The sequence below is a fragment of the Streptomyces afghaniensis genome (genome assembly GCF_044327915.1).
Lineage (GTDB): Bacteria > Actinomycetota > Actinomycetes > Streptomycetales > Streptomycetaceae > Streptomyces > Streptomyces afghaniensis.
Genome location: NZ_JBIRGJ010000003.1, coordinates 388541 through 410457, shown reverse-complemented (window position 1 = coordinate 410457; position 21917 = coordinate 388541). Strand labels below are relative to the sequence as shown.

Below are 21917 nucleotides of genomic sequence, written 5' to 3'. Positions count from 1 at the left end.
GAAACCACGGAATCGTTCCGGCATATCTACGATCGCTGGCTATGACCGACTTACCTCGGGACGACTCGGCCACCCGTGCCCGCTGGCAGACCTGCCTCAGGCTCGCCCGTGAACTCCTCCTCGTCGGGCCCGACGGCACCGACCTCAAACTCGGCTATCTGCACACCCTGATCGACACGGGCCGCCTCGGCCCCACCCCGCACCCGCGCAAGAAGATCCTCGTCATCGGCGCCGGCATCACCGGCCTCGTCGCCGGTCGGCTGCTCAAGGACGCCGGACACGACGTCACCATCCTGGAGGCCAACGCCGGCCGGGTCGGCGGACGCATCAAGACCTTCCGCGCCACCAAACACCAGCAGCCCTTCGACGACCCTGCCCAGTACGCCGAGGCCGGTGCCATGCGGCTGCCCGACTTCCACCCGCTCGTCCTCGCCCTGGTCGACAAACTCGGGCTCGGCCGCCGCCAGTTCTACAACGTGGACGTGGCCCCCGGCACCGGCAGCGGCCCCGACGTCCCCGTGCCCCCGGTGACGTACACCTCCTTCACCGGCCGCACCTGGACCTACGGCGACGACAGCCCCGGCTTCCGCGAACCCGAAAAGCGCGGCAACTCCTGGATCCGCGCCAACCGCACCCAGGTGCGGCGCGCCGACTACGCCGCCGGTCCCGAGCGGATCAACGAGGGCTTCCACCTCACCGACGACGAGGTCCGCGCCCCCGTCGTGAAGATGGTCGACGACGCCCTGGAAAGCGTGCGCGACTACTACTCCGACGTCGTCGACGGGCGGCGCGTCAACAAGCCCTTCGAGGAGTGGGTCGAGGGCTGGGCCCGGGTGATCCGCGACTTCGACGGCTACTCGATGGGCGGCTTCCTGCGCGACCACGCGGGGCTCAGCGACGAGGCGATCGAGGCCGTCGGAACGCTGGAGAACATGTCCTCGCGGCTGCACCTGTCGTTCTTCCACAGCTTCCTCAGCCGCAGCGACATCAACCCGGGTGTCCGCTACTGGGAGATACCCGGCGGCAGCTGGCGCCTGCCGCACGCGCTGCACCAGGGGCTGCGCGACGAGGTCCGGCTCGGCCACCGCATGATCCGCCTGGAGTACCACGACCCCAGCCGCGACACCGACCCCGAGGGCACCGGCGCCGTCGGACCCGACGGGTGGGGTGTGGCCGTGCAGACCGTCGCCGAGAACGATCCACAGGCCCCGCCGCGCCTGTGGACGGCCGACCTGGCGATCGTCACCATCCCGTTCTCCGCCCTGCGCTTCGTGGAGATCGTGCCCTCGATGTCGTACAAGAAGCGCCGCGCGATCATCGAGACCCACTACGACCAGGCCACCAAGGTGCTGCTGGAGTTCAGCCACCGCTGGTGGGAGTTCACCGAGGACGACTGGCGCGACGAACTCGACCGCATCGCGCCCGGCCTGTACGAGTACTACCGGCTGGGCGGCCAGGTGGACGCCGAACCCGTCCTCACGTTCGCCGGGTCGGGCACCGACCTGCTGGCGGCCGCCGTCAAGGACAGCAGCGTCACCGAGGAGATGCGGCAGCTCAACAGCACCCTGCCGCTGCGCGGCCCCGCGCTCCGCCCCGCCACCCACTGCTTCGGAGGGGGCTCCGTCACCGACAACCCCAACCGGTTCATGTACTACCCGTCGCACCGGGTCGAGGGCAGCACCGGCGGCGTCGTGCTCGCCTCGTACTGCTGGTCCGACGACGCCGCCCGCTGGGATTCCATGCGCGGTTCGGAGCGCTACGTCTACGCCCTGCGCAACCTCCAGGCCCTGCACGGCCGCCGCATCGAGGTGTTCTTCACCGGACGCGGCGCCACCCAGAGCTGGGCCCGCGACCCGTACGCCTTCGGCGAGGCCGCCATCTACACCGCGCACCAGATGACCAGCTTCCACCTCGACGTCTCCCGGCCCGAAGGCCCCGTGCACTTCGCCGGAGAGCACACCTCCCTCAAGCACGCCTGGATCGAGGGCGCCCTGGAGAGCGCCGTGCGTGCCGCCCTCGCCGTCCACCAGGCCCCGCCGGTCACCACCCCGGGCGCGGACCGGGAAGGGGGCCACTCGTGACCGCGCTCGACGCCGGGTGCACGGTCGCCCGCTACCTCGCCCTGCGCCTGGCCGAACTGGGCATCACCCACCTCTTCGGCGTCCCCGGCAACCACCTCGGCCCCTTCCTGACCACCCTGCGGGCCGAAGGCGACATCGAGTGGGTCGGCACCCCCACCGAGGGCGGCGCCGGCCAGGCCGCCGACGCCTACGCCCGCATCCACGGCATCGGCGCCGCCGCCGTCACCTACAGCGTGGGCGCGTTCAACCTCCTCAACGCCTGCGGCGGCGCCTACGTCGAACAGGTCCCGCTGGTCGCCGTCAACGCCTCCCCGCCCTACGAGCAGTGGCAGAACTACCGGGCCGTCGGCCTGCTCACCTCGCACATGAGCCCCCGCCCGGAGAGCAACCTGGACGTCTACCGGCAGGTCACCGTGGACGCCCAGGTCATCTCCAACCCGGGCCTCGCCCCCGGCCAGATCGACGCCGCGCTCACCGCGTGCCTCTCCGAGCGCCGGCCGGTCTACCTGGAGGTCATGGAGGACCTCTGGGACGAGCCCTGCCCCGGGCCTCAGGCGCCGATCGGCGCCCGGGAGCGGCCGTTCAGCGCGCGCAACCAGCCCATGCTGGACCACGCCGTGCAGGCGGTCCTCGCCCTGGTCGAGGAGCACCCGGGCCCGGACGGCAGGCCACGCCCGATCGTCTGGGCCGGCGAGGAGATCGACCGGTTCGGCCTCGGCGGGCAGCTCACCGACCTGGTGGAGGCCACGGGCGTGCCGTTCTGCACCACCGTCGGCGCCAAGGCCGTCGTCGACGAGGACCTGCCGCAGTTCCACGGCGTCTACAACGGCGGCGCCAGCCATCCGGACGTGCACGCCGTCTTCAAGGACTGGGCCACCTGCCGCATCGGGCTCGGCGCCTGGTCCACGTCGAAGAACCTCGGCGGGGAGCAGTGCGTCGGCGGCGACTGGGTGATGGCCGCGCACGGCGGCATCAGCGTCGGTGCCTCCTACTTCCCCGACGTCCAGCTCACCTGGCTGCTGCCCGCCCTCCAGGACGCGCTGGTGAAGGCGTACGGCACGGGGGGCCTGGCCGCCGACTACTACGCGGAGGCCTACGCCCACCACGGTTCGCGCGCGAACCGCCCGGCGGCTCTGGAACACCACCGCGCCTCGCTCCGCGCCGCCGGTTCGGCCGCCCCGCACGGGGCCGGCCGGCGCCTCACCTACGACGCCGTCTTCGACCGCGTCAACCACTTCCTCAACCACGAGACGCGGGAGGACTGGACGGTCGTCTCCGACGCCGCGTTCTCCCTCATCGGCTCGATGAACCTGTCCCTGCCGGCGGGCGGGTTCCTGTCGCAGGTCAGCTGGCTGTCCATCGGCTGGTCGGTCGGCGCGGCCACCGGCGCCGCTCTCGCCCCCGAGCGCGGCGACGCCCGCCCGATGGTGTTCGTCGGCGACGGCGCTTTCCAGGAGACCTGCCAGGAACTCTCCACGCACACCCGGCACGGGCTGCGGTCGGTGGTGTTCGTCATGGACAACGGCCACTTCTACGGCGTCGAGCAGATGCTGGTGCATCCGCGGTACTACGCCGACGAGGACGCCACCGAAGCGGACTTCTACAACGTCCTCCACCCCTGGCACTACGACCGCCTCGCGGACGTCTTCGCCGGCAAGCACACCCCGGCGCACGGCCTCACCGTCGCGCACACCGCGGAACTCGACGACCTCCTGGACCGCCTCACCGACCCGTCCGACCCGGTCAACGCCGGACCGCTCCTGGTCCGCGTCCGCCTGCACCGCCACGACTACCCGCGGGCGATGGCCTACAAGGTGCCCACGAAGAAGGAGCAGCAGCATGGCTGAACTCAACGTACTGATCTCGTTCGACGCGGCCACCATCGTCGAACAGAACCCCAACGCGTCCCGCAACCCCGACGCGCCCACGCAGGTCGACCCGCGCCTGATCTACATGACCACCCGCCACGACCACATCATCGGTACGTCGGGCGCCGAGCTGAACCTGCGCGCCGAACCGGGGGACTTCGTCAAGTGGCGCGAGACGACCCTGTCGCTCGGCAGCGAGTACAAGGCCCTGCTCTACCGGTACGTGAGCAGCGACAGTCAGTACCAGCTCATCAAGCCGCCGACGATCGAGGTGGTCAGCGGCATCTACCCCCTGCCGAAGGAGGGCACCGAGGGCAGGCCGGAGTTCGAGACCCAGCGTTACCAGGACCACTACTGGCGCACGACCGTGAAACAGCCCGGCAAGGTCACCTACCACTTCTACTTCCAGATCCTGGACCGCCACCGCCAGTTGAAGGGGTACTTCCAGTGGGACCCCTTCATCACCATCGAGGACTCCTGACGCCGGCGCATCAGAGCCGGAGACCGAACAGCCCCGCGTAGATCTCCAGTCGCCGGCGTACCCACTCGGGCGTCTCACCCACCGCACGGGCACAGCGCTCGATCCGGTCCTGCCCGACCGGGCCGGTCAGTGCGGGAAGTCGCCCGTCGAGGCCCTCGGAGAGGATCGCCAGGTCCTGCCAGCCGGGCACGACGTCCGGTACGTCGGTGACCGACGGGGGTGACGCCTCCAGGGCGAGGTACGGAGTGATGCGCTGTTCCCAGGTGTGCCGTACCGGCTCGCCGAGACGGCCGGCGATGCCGACCAGGTCGAGCGGGTGCAGCGGGTCCCCGGGCGCGGAGACGCGGTACGCCGGGTCGACCGCCACGGCGTCGTGGGCGGTGGGCACGTCGTCCGGCAGGGCGGCCTCCGTCTCCGCGGACAGCTCCGGCACGAGCGCGCCGATGGCACGCAGGGGAACCAGCGCCCGGTAGGCCGCCCGCGCACCGAGACTGCGTGCGCGGGCGTAGCCCACGAGACGCTGCGCCGTGAGCGGGATCCACTGTGGCTTCTCGAACCACTCGTAGTCGACATCCTCGGGCGGGCCCGTCTCGACCAGCGCCGCCATCTCGTCGTGCGTCGGGACGAACGTCCGCAGCGCCTTGGGCGGGCGCGGTGCCACCAGGGCCGCGTCCAGCCCCAGGTTGCGGGCCTCCCGGCGCGCGGTGTCCCACAGGACCGACAGCCGCTGCCGGAGCCGCTGGCTGGCGGTGAACAGCACGGCCGAGGTGGCCGGCACGGGATAGTCGGCACCGTCCCAGTTGGGATCCTCCCCGGAGAACGCGTATCTGCTGGGCGTGGGCAGCTCGTCCCAGGCGCGCAGCAGGGTTCCGGCGTCCGGGATGTCCACCCCTGCCTCTCGCAACTCGTCCGCACACCAGGACATTTCCTCCCACGGCGTGCTGTGGGAGCGGACCGACGCGAAGTCCCGGAGCGAGACGCCGTCCTCCAGGCGGATGTCCGACTGGTGGAGCCGCCGGACGAGTACGGCGGTCTCGGGTGAGGGGACCACGTCCCGTCCGGGCGACCGCCTGGTGTAGCGCCGTCGGTGGTCCACCCCGAGCTCCTCCGTCTCACGGGCCAGGAGGCGTTCGGCCTCCCACACGGAGAGCTCGTGCTCCGCGGCCATTTCGATGGTCGCGGCCCAGGGCAGCACGGGGCGGCCGTCGGCGCGGGGGACGAGGTAGGTGCGCAGGACGCCGAGCAGTTCGGCCGGTACGGCGCCCCAGCGTGCGGTCAGGACCGGGTCGGGCACGGGGCGGCCCAGCCAGCCGAAGCCGGCCATGCGCCGTTGCACCTCGCCCGGGTCGAGGCCCGTGGCGTCGGCCACCACCGGCACGTCCCAGGGGTGGACGGCGGGCCGCCACTGGTTCGTGTCCTCCTGGAGGTAGAGGACCTTCAGCTCGTCTTCCGTGCACACGTGGTCGCGGTGGTGGTCCGGGACGGCACCCAGCGGCCTGCCCACGAACGGTGCGTACCGGGCGCACGCCTCGGCCAGCTCGCCGAGCGGCCTCTGGAACATGGCGGAGGCGCGGGCGATGCCGGAGAGGTCCTCGGGCGGGTGCCGGTAGTGAATGTCGTCGCCCGCCCGCCGCTTGGCCACACGGCGCCCCCAGGGAGCGGCGAAGCCGTCCAGCGGATCACGCGTCCTGCCGAGGAGTCCGGTCGTGACGTACCAGTCGGTGATGCCCGGTTCCCAGTCCAGGTCGCCGTCACCGAGGACGGCCGGCCCGGCCAGCTGCGGATGTGCGATGCGCAGGCCCCGCGTCGCGCGGAGCACCTCCGCCACGGTCGTGTTCTGCGCGTCGGCCACCCGGACCGCGAACCGCCAGTCGCCCTCGACCTTCTCCGCGATGTCAGCCCAGCCCGGCTGCGGTACCGGGTGGCCCGACAGGGAGAGCGGCGGCGCTGTGGGCCGGTCGCGGTGCTCGGAACCGAAGGCGGCCGACCGCCAGGGCCGGACCAGCCTGAAGGCCGGCTCCCCCTCCCTGCCGCCGCGCCCGCCGTTCACGCCGCTGTCCAGCCTGAACCAGCCGAGTTCGTCAAGGTCGATCCGCCGGCCGTGGCCGAGCGACGCACGTACCCCGTGGCCCCGCAGAACCTCCCACAGGACGCGGGCGATCGAGGGCTCGCGCGACTCCATGCTCCACAGCCACTCCAGGCCTGGCGTCTCCTCGCCGAGGAACCTCCGGGCTCCCTGCCGGAACTGCTCCTGCGCCCAGAGGACGTCGTACTTCTCCAGCTTCTTGCGGTTGACGCTGAGTTCGCCCGCGTGCGCGCCCGACAGATTGAGCACGTACCCGAAGGGCCGCTTGTCCGTGGCGATGCCGTCGCAGACGATCGCTCCCTTGTCGGAGACCCACCACAGTGTTCCCGGCACCGCCTCGACGGCGAACCGGGTGGAGAACGCGCCGGGTTCCTCACCGGACTTGAGGTCCCCGGGCAGCCAGGTCTCCTCGGTGCCGTCCTGGTCGCGCACCTCCAGCAGGAACTCGCTGATCAGGACCAGCGAGCGCAGCACCGACACGGCGGAGCCCCCGGGCAGCGCCCCGGCACGGCGCAGGTGCAGCCGGACGCGCGTGCCGCCCTCGGGCAGTGCCGTGCCGTCGCGTTCGTCCTCCTCCCGGACCCGGAAGAGGCTGCCGCTGACGGGGATCTCGACGCGCAGCGCCTTCTCGGCCGGACGGCCGTCCGTGCCGACCGGCCGGGTCACGATGGTCATCTCTTCGGCGAGCATGAAGTAGCTGAAGACGCCGATCCCGAAGCGGCTGTTGGGGTAGAGCCGCAGCGCGCTGTCGTGCCGCAGCCACGCGGCCTGCTCCCGGCGGAAGGCGTGGGACTGGTCGAAGCGGCGGCCGGCCCGGGTGAAGGTGTTCTTGAGCTGGCCGACGGTCATGCCGACGCCGTTGTCGACGCACTCGACGTAGGGACCGCGGCTGTCCTCGCCCGTCTCGATCCGGATCCGGCCCGCCCACGCCGCCGGCTCCCGGCCGAGACCGCGCAGGTACCGGACGCGCATCTCCCGGTAGCGGCAGGCGTCCATCGCGTTCTGGTACAGCTCCCGCAGCGCGAGTTCCGGCTCGCCGTCGTACAGCTTCTCGCCCATCAGCAGGCGGCGGATCTCCGTCTGCGCCAGCGAGAAACGGGCGAGCGGCACGTCGTAGGCGTCCGCGCCGTGCCGGCGGTCCGGCCGGAGGCCGTGGTCGGACAGCCGCGCGGGGAGTGCCCGGAGCAGTTCGGCCTCGTCCTGCGGAAGGCGGCGGGCCGACTCGCGCAGCAGGTGACCGAGGTCGTCGGCGTCCTCGACGACCGCGGCGAGTGCGGCGTGCAGCGCCGGGTGCGGGCAGACCGCGTCCAGATGCAGGTACGAGGCGGTGTTTCCATCCCGGTCGGGGACCCAGAAGGCGTCCCGGAACACCGTGATCACCTCGCGCGGCAGCACCGGGTCGGAGACGGCGAGATGCTCGGCCAGGACCTCGGGCAGACACCGGGTGTCGAAGGCGAGCAGCCCCGCGAGCCGCAGCAGCGCCGCGAGGGGCCGCACGCGCAGACGCCACGGTGTCCTGCGGACGACGTGCCGGTCCGGCGGCAGCCGCTGGTCCTCCGGCGGGGCCCCGAGGGCGAGGCCCGCGGCGACCGTGCGCAGCGCCTGGGACAGCGCCTCCGCCCGGCCGCCGAGCCGCTCGCCCGCCGCCGGCGGTGCCACGTCGAGGAGCCGGGCCGTGAAGCGGTCGGCGAACAGGGCGGGCACGGCCTCCTCGTCGGTCGCGAACCGCTCCTCGATCCAGCGGTGCACCAGCCACAGCGTGACGGCGTGCCGGTCGTCCGTGGGGTCCCCGATCCAGCGGTACGAGTCCGTGAGCTTCTCGGTGATCTGGGGATAGTGCTCGGTGATCTGCTCGTAGTGCCGCCGCTGGTCGCCGGCCTTGTCGTCACGCCACACCAGCCGCGGCCGGAACCCTGCGGCCTGGTCCAGCCGTTCGGCCCAGGCCGTCTCGTGCAACAGGACGCCGGCGATCAGCGCGGTGACCTCCAGGGCGGACAGTTCGGCGCCCTTGGGCAGCAGCAGCGGGAGACGGTCACTCAGCAGCCGGACCGGATACTCGTCGTCGGCCCACGGATCGGGCAGCCGCCGCTGGGCGTGGTGGACGTGCCGGGCGGCCTGCGTGGCCAGCGCGGACAGACAGTCCTGGAAGTGCGCCACGGTGCCCGCGTCGCACTCCGGCACGCGTTCCCACAGGGCCGGTGTGCGCACGGCGTCCTGCCACGCCTCCAGCAGCCGTCTGCCCTCGGCGACCACCAGGGACTTGGTGCGCTCAGCCAGGTCGGTGCCGTAGTGGATCAGGACCTGCTGCGGCCCGGCCTGCGCCTCGACCGCGAGTGCCCGCGTGTCGTGCTCGGCCTTCTTGTACACCTGCTCCACTGTCGTGGCCTCGGTCAGCGGGTCGAAGGCCCGGGCGAGTGCCGCCGTGAAGAAACTGCCCGTCTCCGCACCGCCGCTGAGCTCGCCGGGGCCGCAGCTCGTCATCATGACGAAGCCGCTGTGCGGTGGCCCCTTGACGACGTTGCTGCCGAAGACGCCGTCCGGCCCGGCGTCCGTCTCGCGGCAGGCGTCGATCAGCCACAGCACCGTCCCGGCGCGGCAGTTGGCCAGATACCGGCTGATGTCGGCCTCCAGGAGCGATTCCCGTACGTGGGGCCGCTCCCACCCGGCCGCGTCGTCGCCGGCGGGGGCACGGGCGTCGGCGGGCACGAGGTAGTCGGTGGTGCCGATCCGGACGCCGTGCCCGGTGAAGTAGAGCAGCAGGGTGCTGCCGGGCGGGGCGCTCGCGGACACCTCGGAGACGCGCTCGGTGATCTCGTTCCGGGTGGGATTCGCCAGCGCCTCCACCTCGTAGCCGCTGCCCTCCAGAGAGGCGCCCAGGACACGCAGATCGGCCTCGACCGTCGCAGCCAGCGAGGGCAGCAGACGCTCCGCCCCCGGGTTCTCGCCCACCCCGATGAGCAGGGCGATACGCCTGTCGTCTTCCACTCGTTCCCCCGGTTCCCCCTCCGACCCGCACCAAGAGTTTCCATCAGGCGGGCACCTGCCGGGGTCGGATCGGTCAAGTGCGGTACGCGCAGCGGTCCTCACGGATCGTCATCGGACGGTTGTGCGACGATCCCCGGGTGAATGATCTACGCGTCCGCCCGGCCACCGAGGCCGACCTGGCCACCCTCGTCCGCCTTCGCGACGACGCGGCCCGCTGGATGCTCGCCCGCGGTGTCACCGGGCAGTGGCGGCCGGGGGAGCTGGACGAGGAGCACTTCCGGCAGGTCATGGCACGTGGCGAGGTCTGGCTCGCCGAGGCCGGTGGGCGCGTCGGCGGAGCCTGGGAGCTGTGGTGGGAGGACGAGGCCGCCTGGGGGCCGCAGCCGCCTGTGGCCGGGTACGTACATCGGCTCATGGTGAACCGGAGCATCGCCCCGCCCGGGACGGGGCGACTGCTGCTGGAGGCCGCGGAACACCGGGTGGCCGAGGCCGGACGGACCCGGGTCCGCCTGGACTGCCTGGCGGGCAACGCACAGCTCAACGCCTACTACCGGGACGCCGGTTACCGCGTCGTCGGCCACAAGGAGGGCAAACCGCAGCCGGGCGGGGCGCCCAAGTCCTTCACGCTGATGGAGAAGGAGCTGACGGAGAAGGAGCCGACGGAGAAGGAGCTCTCCGGTTCCGCGGCCCCCCGGGGACGAAAGGCCGCAGCGGTTAGGGTGAACCGCGTGGAGCTCCTGCACCTGCGCTATTTCGTCGCCGTCGCCCAAGAACTGAACTTCTCCACCGCGGCCCGCAAACTGCACATGGCGGCCTCCCCCCTGAGCCGGCGGATCAAGGATCTCGAGAACGAACTCGGACACCGGCTGTTCGACCGCGACACCCACCACGTGCGGCTCACCCCGGCCGGCAGCGCGCTGCTGCCGATCGCCCGCGGGGTCCTGGAGCAGGTCGACTCCATCCAGTGGCGGCTGGACGAGACGACCCGGCCGCGGCGGACCACCCTGCTGCTCGGTGTCCCCAGCGGCATCCATCCGGACCTGCGGCTTCGGATGGACGCCCTCGCCGAGCGGGTCGGCGACCGGTTCGAGATCAAACGCTGGCCGGGCGGCACCGAGCGGCTGGTCGACGCGGTGTGCGACGGCAGACTGGCGCTGACCCTCGCCCGGCTCCCGGTCGGCGGCGACCCGGCCCTGGAACAGCTGCCGGTGATGTCGGAGCGGCTCGGCGCGGTCGTGCCCAGGGACCGGTTCGCGGGGCGGGAGTCGATCGCCCTGGCGGAGCTGTCCGGACTCGCCTACGCGGGCTCGCCCACGGCCGTGACCAACGCGTATTTTCGCGGTCTCGACCAGCAGCTGGCCGAGCTCGGCATCAAGAAACGGATCGAAATCGGCAGCGCGACATTCGACGGAGTCTCCGAGATAGTGTCCAGCGGCCTGGCCTTCTCGATTTCCATGCTGGATCCGCGGAGCCCCGTACAGAATTACCGTCTCGACAATGTGACCGTCCTTCCCTTCTCGGATTTCCATCCCCGGCTGGAGACCGGACTGGTCTGGCGCAAGGACCGGGCTCACGGCGGTGACCTGGAGGAAGTCGTCGCCGCGGCCCGCGAGGTGTTCGCCGAGCCGCTCCACGCCTGACCCACCCCCAAGCGTTCGGGAAATACTCACCAAAGGCGGTATGACCACTGCGGTCATACCGCCTTTCGTTTATTGGTCACTCCATTTGTTTCCGTTCTCCATCCCCTCCTTGCTAACTTAGTTTCCAGATACACATACATGGCGAAGCGAGGAGTTGAAGGAAAAGCGATGACGGACATCACGGACACCGCCACCGGCCCCCTGGAAGGCATCCGCGTGATCGACCTGTCGACCGTGGTGATGGGCCCCTACGCGGCACAGATCCTCGGCGACCTGGGCGCCGACGTGATCAAGATCGAGTCGCCCGCCGACACCGTACGCGTGGGCCACTACCGCACCACGCCGGGCATGACCCCGCTCAACCTCAACGTCAACCGCAACAAGCGCAGCGTGGCCCTCAACCTCAAGGACGACACCGACCGCGAGCGGGCGCTGAAGCTGATCGACACCGCGGACGTGCTGATCACCAACATGCGGCCGGGCGCCCTGCACCGCCTCGGCCTGTCCTACGACGACATCGCCGCCCGCAACCCCGGGCTCGTCTACGCGCACGCCCAGGGCTTCCGCAGCGACTCGGACCGGGCGGGCAACGCCGCCTACGACGAGACCGTGCAGGCCGCGTCCGGCCTGGTCGACATCGCCGACCGGGCGCTGGGCGAACCCGTCTACCTGCCGACCATCATCGGCGACAAGGTCTCCTCCCTGACCATCGCCTACAGCGTGCTCGCCGCCCTGCTGCACCGGAACAGGACCGGACAGGGCCAGCTCGTCGAGATCCCGATGACCGACACCCTGATCGCGTTCAACCTGGTCGAGCACCTCGCGGGACACACCCACGTGCCCGAGACCGGTTCCACCGGCTTCCCCCTGTCGATGCTGAAGGGCCACAAGGCGGTGCGCACCAAGGACGGCCTGGCCTGCGTCATCCCGTACAACCCGCAGAACTACCGGGACTTCTTCACCGCCGCCGGACGCCCGGACCTCGCCGAGGACCCGCGCGTCAACGGGGACGCCGTCGACAGCGCCGACCACGAGGACCTCGCCGCCCTGGTCGACGCCTGCGCCCCGGCCCTGACCACCGAGGAGTGGGCGGAGGTGTGCGCCAAGCACAGCATCCCGATGGCCCCGGTGCTGGAACTGGACCGCGCCCACGAGGACCCCTACGTCCAGGGCGGCCACCTCCTCGACACCGTCGAGCACCCGACCGAGGGCACCGTCCGCACCATCGGCATCCCGCTGCGCTTCTCCGCCACGCCCGGCTCGATCCGCCGCCTGGCGCCGGTCGCCGGCCAGGACACCGAGGACATCCTCGCCGAGCTCGACACCGCCGCCCGCTGACCGTCCGACCGTCCCAGGAGGACAGCCATGAGCACCCCCACAACTCCCGTACGCACCGAACGGATCGGCTCCGCCCTGCTGATCACCCTCGACCGCCCCGAGGCCCGCAACGCCGTGAACGCCGCGGTCGCCACCGGCCTGGCCGCCGCACTGGACGAACTGGAGGCCGACCCCGAGCTGCGGGCCGGTGTCCTGACCGGCGAGGGCGGCACGTTCAGCGCCGGCATGGACCTCAAGGCCGCGCTGCGCGGCGAGTCGCCCGAGGTGGAAGGCCGCGGCTTCGGCGGCCTGACCGAGGCCGAACCGGCCAAGCCCCTGATCGCCGCCGTCGAGGGCTACGCCATGGGCGGCGGCTTCGAACTGGCCCTGGCCTGCGACCTGATCGTCGCGGCCGAGGACGCCCGGTTCGGGCTGCCCGAGGTCAAGCGCGGGCTGATCGCCGCGGGCGGCGGAGTGATCCGGCTGCCCAAGCGCATCCCGCACCACCTGGCCATGGAACTCCTGCTGACCGGCGATCCCGTCGACGGCCGCCGCGCCGGCGAACTGGGCCTCGCCAACCGGGTCACGGCCTCCGGCCAGGCCGTCGCCGAGGCGCTCCAGCTGGCCGAACGGCTCGCGCAGAACGCCCCGCTCGCGCTCGCGGCCGTCAAGCGCGTCGTCCGCGCCGCCGACGGTGCGCCCGACGCCGACGCCTTCGCCTTCCAGCGCGGGGAGATGAAGACCCTGATGGCCTCGGCGGACGTACGCGAGGGCATGACCGCCTTCGCCGAGCGCCGCCCCGCGCGGTGGACGGGACGGTGAGCCGCCATGCACGCCGAGGACGTACGACAGCACCTCACCACCCCGCTCACCAGCCCGGCGTACGCGCCGACGGTCCCGCGGTTCACCGACCGGGAGTACCTCAACGTCGTCTACCGCACCGACCCCGGCGCGCTGCGGGCCGTCGTCCCCGAGCCGTTGCGGATCGGTGAACCGCTGGTCCGGTTCGAGGTCATGAAGATGGGCGACGTCAGCGGCTACGGCCCCTACACGGAGGCGGGCCAGGCGATACCCGTCAGCTTCGAGGGCGAGCAGGGCGAGTACCTGCACGCGATGTACCTCGACAACTTCCCGGCGACCGCCTCCGGCCGTGAGGTCTCCGCCTACCCGAAGGTGCTCGGCTCCCCGTCGCTCACCGTCGACTCCGGCGCGCTCGTCGGCACCCTCGACCACGGCAGCCAGCGGGTCGCCACCGCGACCATGGGCTACAAGCACCACGAGCTGGACCGGCGCGAGGCCGAGGCGCAGATCACCGTGCCGGCCTTCATGCTCAAGACCGTCCCCGGCTACGACGGGCTGCCGCGCGTGCAGGAACTCGTCCGCACGCGCATCACCGACGTCACCGTCAAGGAGGCCTGGACCGGGCCCGCCCGGCTCCAGCTCTTCGCGCACGTGCTCGCCCCGCTGGCCGACCTGCCGGTGCTGGAGGTCGTCTCCGCGAGCCACATCCTCACCGACCTGACGCTGTCCGGCGCCGAGCCGGTCCACGACTACCTGAAGGGAGCCGCGTCATGAGCCGCACCTTCCGTACGGCCGCGGTGATCGGCGCCGGGACCATCGGACTGTCCTGGACGGCCCTGTTCGCCGCGCACGGCCTCACGGTCCGGGTGAGCGATCCGCGACCGGACCTCGCCGAGGCCGTGGACGAGGCCCTGGCGCGGTCCGCCCCGCACCTGGCCGCCCGCGGCCTGGACGTGACCGGCCTCGCCGACCGGGTGCGCATCGCCGCCGACGTCACCGAGGCGGTCCGCGACGCGGACGTCGTACAGGAGAACGGCCCCGAGCGCGTCGAGTTCAAGCAGGACCTGTTCGCCACCCTGGCCAGGGAGGCACCCGGCCACGCGCTGCTGCTCAGCTCCTCGTCGGCCATCCCGTCGACCGAGTTCACCAAGGAACTGGCGGACGACGCCGCCGCCCGCGTCCTGATCGGCCACCCGTTCAACCCGCCGCACCTCGTCCCGCTCGTCGAGGTCGTACCCGGCGAACGCACCGGCGAGGACGCGGTGAAGGCCGCGGCGGACTTCTACACCTCGGTCGGCCGCACCCCGGTCGTCGAGCGCAAGGAGATCCCCGGCTTCGTCGGGAACCGGCTGCAGAACGCCCTCAGCCGTGAGGCGGTGTACCTCGTCGAGCAGGGCGTGGTGACGCCGGAGGAACTCGACACGGTGATGACCAACTCGCTGGGCCTGCGCTGGGCCACGGTCGGGCCGTTCCTCGGCTCGCACCTGGGCGGCGGACCGGGCGGCTACCGGCACCTGGCCGAGCACATCGGCCCCTCGATGAAGCGGATGTGGACGGACCTCGGCACCCCGTCACACGACCACGACCAGCAGGAACGGCTCATCGCAGCCGTGGAACAGGCCTACGGCTCCGCCACGTACGCGCAGCTCACCGAGACCCGCGACCGCAGGCAACTCGCCGTCCTGTCCGCCCTGGACAGCGCCGACAAGGAGGAGAACTGAGATGACCGCCATCATGGAACCGCTCGAAGACCAGCTCACCGCGGACTTCTACGCCTACGAGACGCTGCTGCCGGACGAGGAGCGGGAGATCCTCCTCAAGGCCCGCGCCCTCATGCGCGACGAGATCAAGCCGCTGGTCAACGCCCACTGGGCCAAGGGCGAGTTCCCCCGGGAACTCGTCGGCATCTTCCGCGACAGCGGCCTCGCCGGCCTGCCCTACGAGGGCTACGGCGAGCACCGGCCCGCCGTCAGCAACCTGCTCAGCGGCATGCTGGCGATGGAACTGAGCCGCACCGACGCCTCGGTGGCCACGTTCTTCGGCGTCCACAACGGCCTCGCGATGTACTCCGTCCACTCCGGCGGCGACCAGGAGCAGCGCGACCGCTGGCTCCCGGCGATGGCCGCGATGGACAAGATCGGCGCGTTCGCCATGACCGAGCCCCTCGGCGGCTCCGACGTCGCGGGCGGCATGCGCACCACGGCCGAGCGCGAGGGCGACACCTGGGTCCTGAACGGCGCCAAGAAGTGGATCGGCAACGCGACCTTCGCCGACTACGTCGTGGTGTGGGCGCGGGACGTCGACGACAACCACGTCAAGGGCTTCGTCGTCGAGAAGGGCACGCCCGGCTTCGAACCGGCGAGGATCGAGGGCAAGATCGCCTTCCGGATCGTGGAGAACGCCGAGATCACGCTCACCGACGTCCGGGTGCCGGAGGCGAACCGCCTGCAGAACATCAACTCCTTCCGCGACGTCGCCGAGATCCTGCGGGCCACGCGCAGCGGGGTGGCCTGGCAGGCGCTGGGCGTCATGGTCGGCGCCTACGAACTGGCCCTCGACTACGCCCGTGAGCGGCGGCAGTTCGGCCGTCCCATCGGCGGTTTCCAGCTCGTGCAGGACCTGCTGGTCAAGAGCCTGGGCAACATCACCGCCTCGTGGGGCATGCTGGTGCAGCTCGCCCGGCTGCAGGACGAAGGCGTCTTCCGCGACGAACACTCCTCCCTGGCCAAGGCGTTCGTCACCGCGCGGATGCGGGAGGTCGTGGCCTGGAGCCGGGAGATCTTCGGCGGCAACGGAATCCTCCTGGACCACGACATCGCGCGCTTCTTCGCCGACGCCGAGGCGATCTACTCCTTCGAGGGCACGCGCGAGATGAACACCCTGATCGTCGGCAAGGCGATCACGGGGCAGAGCGCGTTCGTGTGACGCCCCGCCGCCGGCGGCGTCGTACGACTGTCCGGTTCGAGCGTTTCCCCTGAACAGGTGTGAGTGGGACCCTGACGAGCACCCTCGGGGAAGGAAGCGCCGGCATGATCGAGTGGAGGCCGCTGGGCACCGGAGCCAGGCCCGTTCCGAGGCCCGTGGCGACACCGCTGGTGTGGGCCGGGGCGTTCGGCGGCGCACTGGTGCTGGTGGCCGTCCTCAACGCCGTGGTGGGGATCGGCCGTCCGGGACCGGCCCTGCTCGCGCTGTCCCTGCTGGCCGCGGTACTCGGCCTGTGCGCACGCTTCACGGCGGCCCCCGGCACGGCCGTCCTGTGCTGGCTGTTCCTCAACGGCTTCGCCATCCCGCCCGCGGGCACCCTCACCTGGGCCGGCCCCCGCGACACGACATGGCTGGCCTGCCTCTTCACCGCCACGCTCGTCGGCACGTCCCTGGCCCGCGTCGCCCACGCCCGCGCGGCCTACCGCCGCCTGGCACCCGGGCGGGGCGACGGACCGTACGGCACCTGACCGTCCGGATCCGCCGCCCGGTCCTCATGACGGATCAGCGCGCCGGGCGCTGCCACCACGCGGCCGACGCGTCGCGCAGGGTGTTGGTGCCGCAGTGCACCTCGCCCATGCCGAGGTGGTACGTGTACCAGTCGTCGATGTACGACACCTTCAGGCCGACCCGCCGGTAAGCGGCGTTGACGGCCTCCGTGAAGATGTCCTTGCCGCCGATGACGGGACCCCACTGGCGCGGGGCGAGGTAGCGGTCGCGCCCGAGGAGCACACCGTTGACCGCTCCGGGAACGTACGCGCTGGTCATCACCGTCGCCGCAGCCGCCGCACGCGGGGTGGCCGGGTTCTCGGCGAGCCACTTCTGCTGGCCGCGGTCCCCGAGGCTGTCCACGAGGTCGGAACCGGCGCCCATGCGCGTCAGACGCGGCACGGGAATCTCGTCGCCTTCGGCGGTCATGACCTCCGACTCGCGGGTGTACAGCGCGGGCACCCGCACGATCTCCGCGTCGGTGACACCCGTCTCCCGCTTCAGGATCTCCAGGTTGGCCGCGATGCGCCGTGCGGCCATCTCGTTGTCGGCCACCAGATGCTTGGAGGCGAGCGCCTGGTCGATGGTCTCCTTGGGCGCCGGACTGTCACTGCGGCCCGGGACGGAGAACATCTTCGTCTTGCCGTGGCCGTCGCGCTTGGCGTCGCGCAGCAGCCGCAGCCCCGCCTGCGGATCGGCGACGCCCATCCGCCAGCCGCGCGGAGTGTCGGCGGGCAGGAACTGCACGAACTCGTCGACGTGCCCCACGCCCAGCCAGGAGGTGTCCAGCAGCAGCGGGTCCTGCAACCCCTGCGACTTGAGCATCGTCCGCATCACCTTGGACGGCCGCGCCCCGCTGTCCTTGCGCTCGCCCATGATGATCCGCCCGGCCGGGTAGGAGCGCCCGCCGTGCGCGTAGGGCGGGATGGTCTCCAGGTTCCCCATGGAGTTGAGCGACCAGTCGTCGGGCTCGGCCCGGTCGGTCACCTGCACCACACCGATGTCCCGGCCGCGCACCTTCTCGAACAGCTCCCGGCCCGCGTCCCGGTCCGGCTGGGCGGAGCGCAGCATCACACGCATCACGTGCCGCTGACCGCCCTGCCCGGTCATGCTGACGTAGGCCGGTTCGACGAAGTCCTGGGCCCAGGGGTCGGCGTACTTCTTGAACTTGACCAGCGGTGTGGTGACCCCGGCCTTCTTGACCTCCTTCGCGAGTTCGGCGACGAACTTCTGCTGGAGACGGCTGTACGTGCCCTGGCCCTGGACCTCGGTCACCATCACCTGCTGGGTGTTCTGCAGGTGATGGTGGGTCAGCAGCGGTGCGACGCGCAGGGTCACGGCGTCGGAGGTGGACTCGTTCCCGGACGTCACCGTCAGCCGGACCACGGCACGGCCGTCCCACTTGGCGCTGTCCCGGACGACGTCGGTGCCCTCGACACCGAACTCGACCCCGGCGCGCAGCTCGGCGGCGGTCAGCCGGGTCTTGGACGTCACCGCTGTCCACTTGCCGGACCGCTTGAGGAAGAGGCGAGTGTGCTCGCCTCCCGTGGTGACCTTCAGACGGCCCTGGGCGTTCGCGCTCAGACCCGGCATGGGGACGGAACGGACCCGGGCGAGGTCGGCGGCGTCCGCGCTGCCGTTGACCTTCTTGTCCGTGCCGTCGTTGCACGCGGCCAGCTTGGCGTCGGACAGCGGCTTGCCGCCCGGCCCGGTCACCGGGCACCGCTTGCTGTCGTCGTCGATGTTGGGCAGGTAGACGGCTCCGCGCCCGACGGACCAGGCGTCCTCACCGGCCTTGTCGGTGCCACCCGTGACATCGACCCGTCCGTCGCGGTTCACATCCGCCCGCAGATCGGCGCGGCCGGCCGTCTCGGCGGCGAAGGCGGAACCGGCCGGCCCCGCCAGTACGGATCCCGCGGCGGCGAGAGCCAGGACGACGGACCCGGCCGGGTACAGGCGCGAAGGTCTACGTGTACGTATCCGCGTACGTGAACGCACAGCATGTTCCTCTCGGTTGGGGGGTTCGCTGTGAAAGAGGAGGAACAGCGGCTGTGCGTTCACTGTGTGGCCGGAGTTACTCCACTGCCGGCCGCGTGGATCCGGGCGCCGAGCGGAAGGTCCGGCGGTAGGTGTCCGGAGGCACGCCGACCGTGCGGTTGAAGTGCCGGCGCAGCGTCGTGGCGGTGCCCATGCCGGTGGCCGCGGCGATGGCGTCGACGACGTCGTCGGTGGTCTCCAGCAACTCCTGGGCCCGGCGGATCCGCTGGGTCAGCAGCCATTGCAGCGGAGTGGTGCCGGTCACCGCCCTGAAGTGGCGGCCCAGATGGCGCGAGCTCATCCCGGCCTGCCGTGCCAGGTCCTCCACGGTGAGCGGCCGGTCGAGGCGCTCGATCGCCCAGGGCAGCAGCGCGGCGAGCGGATGGTCGTCCCGGGCGGGCACCGGGGCGGCGACGAACTGGGCCTGGCCACCGGCCCGGTGCGGCGGCACGACCAGGCGGCGGGCCACCGCGTTGGCGACGGACGAGCCGTGGTCGAGACGGACCAGGTGCAGACACAGGTCCATCGCGGCGGCCTTGCCGGCCGAAGTCAGCACGCTGCCGTTGTCCACGTAGAGCACGTCCGGATCGACCTCCACCCGCGGATAGCGGGCGGACAGCGCCTCAGTGTGCGCCCAGTGCGTGGTCGCGCGCCTGCCGTCCAGCAGGCCGGCGGCGGCCAGCACGAACGCGCCCGTGCACAGGGAGGCCACCCGCGCCCCCGCCTCGTGGGCGGCACGCACGGCACCGACGAGCTCGGCGGGCGGCTCCACGTCGGTGTCCGTCCAGCCGGGCACGATCACGGTGTCCGCATCCCGGAGCCGTTCGAGCCCCTGGTCGGGCTCCAGCAGGAACCGCCCGACCCGCACGGCGTCCATCCCGCAGACCTGGAGGTCGTACCAGGGCACGTCCACACCCGCCGGAGCCGACCCGAACACTTCGGAGGCCAGGGACAGTTCGAAGTGCAGCATCCCGTCGGTGACGGCGAGCGCGACAGTACTCATGGACGGCCCCGTCACCGTCGCCTCCTTCATGGGCGGCCTCACCGCCTCCCGCGACAAGGCCACCAGTTTCTCGAAAGCACCCGCCGACCTCCAGAAGAAGGGCCTCGACCCGAAGCTGCTCCAGCAGATCGCGGAGGCCATATCGAGGGCGGTGGGCTGTAGACGGCGGGTGCGCTATTGAGCGCGTCGCCCTCGGAGATCAAGTCGATGAACAGCCTTCAGCAGCAGATCAACAGCGCGGCCACAGCGGCGGGGAAGACCACGTCGGACGCGGTTCAAGACGGCGATCGCGATGCGGGAGAAGCTCGTCGACAAGCTCGCACGGCAGCAGACGAAGCTCACGTCGGCGATGGGCAAGCTCGCCGCGGCGATGGAGAAGCTCATCGAGGAGGGTTTCGGGATGAAGGCTTCGGGCGGCATTGTCGGCGCCGCGTCGGGCGGTGCCCGCGGGGCGTGGACGCTCGTCGGCGAGCACCAGCCCGAGCTGGTCCGCCTGCCGTTGGGGTCGCGCGTGTACTCCGGGCCGGACACGGGCCGCATGATGCAGCAAGGCGCCTGGGCCTCCATGCTCAACACCCCCCGCAACGGCGGCTCCCAGTACACGCCGAGCCCGGCCGGAGGCGGGGTGCAGAAGGTTGAGCTGGTGATCCGTTCCGGAGGCAGCCGGCTCGATGACGCCCTCAGCGTGCCCAGGACGCTGCTCCTGGCGGAGTCGTCGAGGCTTGCGCAGGCGTCGACCTGGTCGAGCATCGGCGTCTCGGGGCCGAGGCTCGGGTACGCCTCGGCAAGGCCGGCAACACGCGCGGCGCTCACGTTGGCGGCCTCCGTGACGGTCACGGTAGGCACGGCGCAGCGTCGTTGTCACCGGGCCGGCAGGCGGTGAGTGCGGCGGCGAGCAGGCCCACCGCGGCAGCGGTTCGGATACGCATGGTTCCCCCTGGGAGTGTGGTTGCGCGAGCATCTGCCGCAACCACAAACCGCCCGTACTCCGTATCGCGGAAGGGGGGAACCCGCGTCAACTGGGGTGTGGTCCGCCGGTTGCTGCCGGCGTGGCGTGCAGCCGGGTCAGCCGTGCCGCTTCGTCGTCGCGGAAGGTCGCTACCTCACGGCAGCGCTGGCTCATCACGAACTCTCCGAGCGACAGGCACAGGTCCATGCGTTGGATGCACACGCCGACCATGTACGGGCCGTCCGCGGCGCGGTACAACCGCACCCCGTAGTACCCCTCCTGGCAGTCGTCCGGGTTGTTGAACCGGCAGCCGGCGCACGTCTCGGGAAGGCGCACAGGCCGGATGCTCTTCGCGTACAGCGTGCGCCCGTCCGGCAAGCGGTACCGCACCCGCTGATCTGACGCTCCTGCTGTGATGATCCGGCGGACTGGCACGGCGCGCAGGTGGTCGACGACAGCCTGCATGGCGGCCAGTGAGGCGCCCCCGTCCTCCAGTGAAACGAGCATCCGGACCACGACGGAGCGGCCGTGTCGCTCGATGATGCGGAGCACGCGGTCGACGTGGCTGCGGTCGGGGATCACGATGTTGGCGGAGACCTTGATGCCGTGCTCGGTCGCGGACTCAATCGTCGCCTCGAGGGCCGCCAGCTTGCGCTCGGCGAGCTTCGGCGAGGCAAGCCGCGGTGCCTGGACGGCGGCGAGCTCGGCCGGAGTGGTGCCGAACACGGACAGGTTGATGCGGTCGAGGCCGGCTGCTGCGGCGGCGGGCAGGACCGCGGCACCGTTCTCGCCGTTCGAGGTGAGTCCCACCGTGAGCCCGAGGCGCCGGGCGATGGTGATCAGGCCGGGCAGGTCGGGGTGGAGGGTCGGCTCGCCACCGGTGAAGTGCACTTCGTTCGTCGGGAGGCTGCCGCGCACGGCGGCGAGGGCCATGGCGAAGTCGGCGTCGGCCGCGATCCGGTCGGGCAGGAAGTCGGCGCCGTTGGTGCGGAGGTAGATGGAGACGCGCCCGGTGCGGCCCGGGGCGGCGACGGGTGTTCCCTCGTTGTGGCAGAACGAGCAGGCGAGGCCGCACGCGTCGATGATCTTTACGCGTAGGGTGCGGTCGGGTTTCACTTCCACCGGCACGTCGCTCAGGTCGTGCATGGTGCCCCCTCTCCGGGCGGCCGGGGTCCGGTGCCCCGGCCGGTGTTGCAGG

Annotated in this window: 16 protein-coding genes and 1 pseudogene; 13 read left to right on the top strand and 4 right to left on the bottom strand. The window is 71.5% G+C overall.

Annotation, left to right across the window (positions count from 1 at the left end; translation table 11 throughout):
- Positions 1–41 precede the first annotated feature (41 nt).
- The 3 genes from ACH4G3_RS12265 to ACH4G3_RS12255 are packed head-to-tail and all read left to right on the top strand — an operon-like array spanning position 42 to position 4430.
- On the top strand, positions 42–2081 hold the full coding sequence (locus tag ACH4G3_RS12265; protein ID WP_397624381.1) for a flavin monoamine oxidase family protein: 2040 nt from the start codon (positions 42–44) through the stop codon (positions 2079–2081).
- Positions 2078–3928, top strand: a complete 1851-nt coding sequence (locus ACH4G3_RS12260; RefSeq protein WP_397624380.1) for a thiamine pyrophosphate-binding protein — start codon at positions 2078–2080, stop codon at positions 3926–3928. Before ACH4G3_RS12265 ends, ACH4G3_RS12260 begins: the two co-directional genes overlap by 4 nt.
- Positions 3921–4430 carry an inclusion body family protein gene (locus ACH4G3_RS12255; protein WP_397624379.1) on the top strand — a complete coding sequence of 170 codons (510 nt, stop codon included), beginning with the start codon at positions 3921–3923 and terminating at the stop codon, positions 4428–4430. Before ACH4G3_RS12260 ends, ACH4G3_RS12255 begins: the two co-directional genes overlap by 8 nt.
- 10 nt (positions 4431–4440) lie before the next feature.
- Here ACH4G3_RS12255 and ACH4G3_RS12250 read toward each other — a convergent pair whose 3' ends face one another.
- The gene (locus ACH4G3_RS12250; RefSeq protein WP_397624378.1) at positions 4441–9501 is read right to left on the bottom strand and encodes an HD domain-containing protein; all 5061 of its coding nucleotides are present in this window, start codon (positions 9499–9501) and stop codon (positions 4441–4443) included.
- A 137-nt stretch (positions 9502–9638) separates the two neighbouring features.
- Between ACH4G3_RS12250 and ACH4G3_RS12245 the strand changes: the two are divergent.
- From ACH4G3_RS12245 to ACH4G3_RS12210, 8 genes and pseudogenes are all read left to right on the top strand, one after another.
- Positions 9639–10151 (top strand): annotated as a pseudogene (locus ACH4G3_RS12245) (N-acetyltransferase family protein); the annotation flags it as partial.
- Entirely contained in the window at positions 10131–11141 is a 1011-nt protein-coding gene (locus ACH4G3_RS12240) for a LysR family transcriptional regulator (RefSeq protein ID WP_397624755.1), read from the top strand. The pseudogene ACH4G3_RS12245 and the gene ACH4G3_RS12240, both read left to right, overlap by 21 nt.
- A 168-nt stretch (positions 11142–11309) precedes the next feature.
- Positions 11310–12479, top strand: coding sequence for a CaiB/BaiF CoA transferase family protein (locus ACH4G3_RS12235; RefSeq protein WP_397624377.1), 1170 nt, complete (start codon positions 11310–11312; stop codon positions 12477–12479).
- A gap of 27 nt (positions 12480–12506) precedes the next feature.
- Positions 12507–13280 (top strand): crotonase/enoyl-CoA hydratase family protein, encoded by a 774-nt coding sequence (locus ACH4G3_RS12230; RefSeq protein ID WP_397624376.1) that lies wholly within the window; start codon positions 12507–12509, stop codon positions 13278–13280.
- A gap of 6 nt (positions 13281–13286) precedes the next feature.
- Positions 13287–14033, top strand: a complete 747-nt coding sequence (locus ACH4G3_RS12225; protein ID WP_397624375.1) for an acetoacetate decarboxylase — start codon at positions 13287–13289, stop codon at positions 14031–14033.
- A complete protein-coding gene (locus ACH4G3_RS12220; protein WP_397624374.1) occupies positions 14030–14980 on the top strand; it encodes a 3-hydroxyacyl-CoA dehydrogenase NAD-binding domain-containing protein in 951 nt (316 codons plus the stop codon). The genes ACH4G3_RS12225 and ACH4G3_RS12220 overlap by 4 nt, the downstream gene beginning before the upstream one ends.
- 1 nt (position 14981) lies before the next feature.
- Positions 14982–16184, top strand: coding sequence for an acyl-CoA dehydrogenase family protein (locus tag ACH4G3_RS12215; protein ID WP_397624373.1), 1203 nt, complete (start codon positions 14982–14984; stop codon positions 16182–16184).
- Between the two features lie 104 nt (positions 16185–16288).
- Entirely contained in the window at positions 16289–16711 is a 423-nt protein-coding gene (locus tag ACH4G3_RS12210) for a hypothetical protein (protein ID WP_397624372.1), read from the top strand.
- A 34-nt stretch (positions 16712–16745) separates the two neighbouring features.
- Here the strand turns inward: ACH4G3_RS12210 and ACH4G3_RS12205 are convergent, their stop codons facing one another.
- Together ACH4G3_RS12205 and ACH4G3_RS12200 are read right to left on the bottom strand one after the other, a co-directional pair.
- A complete protein-coding gene (locus ACH4G3_RS12205; RefSeq protein WP_397624371.1) occupies positions 16746–18728 on the bottom strand; it encodes a protein-arginine deiminase domain-containing protein in 1983 nt (660 codons plus the stop codon).
- Positions 18729–18804: 76 nt separating this feature from the next.
- Positions 18805–19770: a helix-turn-helix domain-containing protein gene (locus ACH4G3_RS12200; protein ID WP_397624370.1), complete on the bottom strand. Its 966-nt coding sequence runs from the start codon at positions 19768–19770 to the stop codon at positions 18805–18807.
- Here ACH4G3_RS12200 and ACH4G3_RS12195 point away from each other — a divergent pair.
- Positions 19769–19951: a hypothetical protein gene (locus ACH4G3_RS12195; protein WP_397624369.1), complete on the top strand. Its 183-nt coding sequence runs from the start codon at positions 19769–19771 to the stop codon at positions 19949–19951. The genes ACH4G3_RS12200 and ACH4G3_RS12195 overlap by 2 nt on opposite strands.
- A 111-nt stretch (positions 19952–20062) precedes the next feature.
- Positions 20063–20653, top strand: a complete 591-nt coding sequence (locus ACH4G3_RS12190; RefSeq protein WP_397624368.1) for a hypothetical protein — start codon at positions 20063–20065, stop codon at positions 20651–20653.
- Positions 20654–20785: 132 nt separating this feature from the next.
- On the opposite strand, the gene ACH4G3_RS12185 is transcribed toward ACH4G3_RS12190, so the two are convergent.
- On the bottom strand, positions 20786–21865 hold the full coding sequence (locus tag ACH4G3_RS12185; RefSeq protein ID WP_397624367.1) for a radical SAM protein: 1080 nt from the start codon (positions 21863–21865) through the stop codon (positions 20786–20788).
- Positions 21866–21917 lie beyond the last annotated feature (52 nt).

Coding starts and splice junctions, on each gene's coding strand:
- ACH4G3_RS12265 (WP_397624381.1), top strand. CDS start 42: ATGACCGACTTACCTCGGGACGACTCGGCCACCCGTGCCCGCTGGCAG.
- ACH4G3_RS12255 (WP_397624379.1), top strand. CDS start 3,921: ATGGCTGAACTCAACGTACTGATCTCGTTCGACGCGGCCACCATCGTC.
- ACH4G3_RS12240 (WP_397624755.1), top strand. CDS start 10,131: ATGGAGAAGGAGCTGACGGAGAAGGAGCCGACGGAGAAGGAGCTCTCC.
- ACH4G3_RS12235 (WP_397624377.1), top strand. CDS start 11,310: ATGACGGACATCACGGACACCGCCACCGGCCCCCTGGAAGGCATCCGC.
- ACH4G3_RS12230 (WP_397624376.1), top strand. CDS start 12,507: ATGAGCACCCCCACAACTCCCGTACGCACCGAACGGATCGGCTCCGCC.
- ACH4G3_RS12225 (WP_397624375.1), top strand. CDS start 13,287: ATGCACGCCGAGGACGTACGACAGCACCTCACCACCCCGCTCACCAGC.
- ACH4G3_RS12220 (WP_397624374.1), top strand. CDS start 14,030: ATGAGCCGCACCTTCCGTACGGCCGCGGTGATCGGCGCCGGGACCATC.
- ACH4G3_RS12215 (WP_397624373.1), top strand. CDS start 14,982: ATGACCGCCATCATGGAACCGCTCGAAGACCAGCTCACCGCGGACTTC.
- ACH4G3_RS12210 (WP_397624372.1), top strand. CDS start 16,289: ATGATCGAGTGGAGGCCGCTGGGCACCGGAGCCAGGCCCGTTCCGAGG.
- ACH4G3_RS12195 (WP_397624369.1), top strand. CDS start 19,769: ATGGACGGCCCCGTCACCGTCGCCTCCTTCATGGGCGGCCTCACCGCC.
- ACH4G3_RS12200 (WP_397624370.1), bottom strand. CDS start 19,770: ATGAGTACTGTCGCGCTCGCCGTCACCGACGGGATGCTGCACTTCGAA.
- ACH4G3_RS12190 (WP_397624368.1), top strand. CDS start 20,063: ATGCGGGAGAAGCTCGTCGACAAGCTCGCACGGCAGCAGACGAAGCTC.
- ACH4G3_RS12185 (WP_397624367.1), bottom strand. CDS start 21,865: ATGCACGACCTGAGCGACGTGCCGGTGGAAGTGAAACCCGACCGCACC.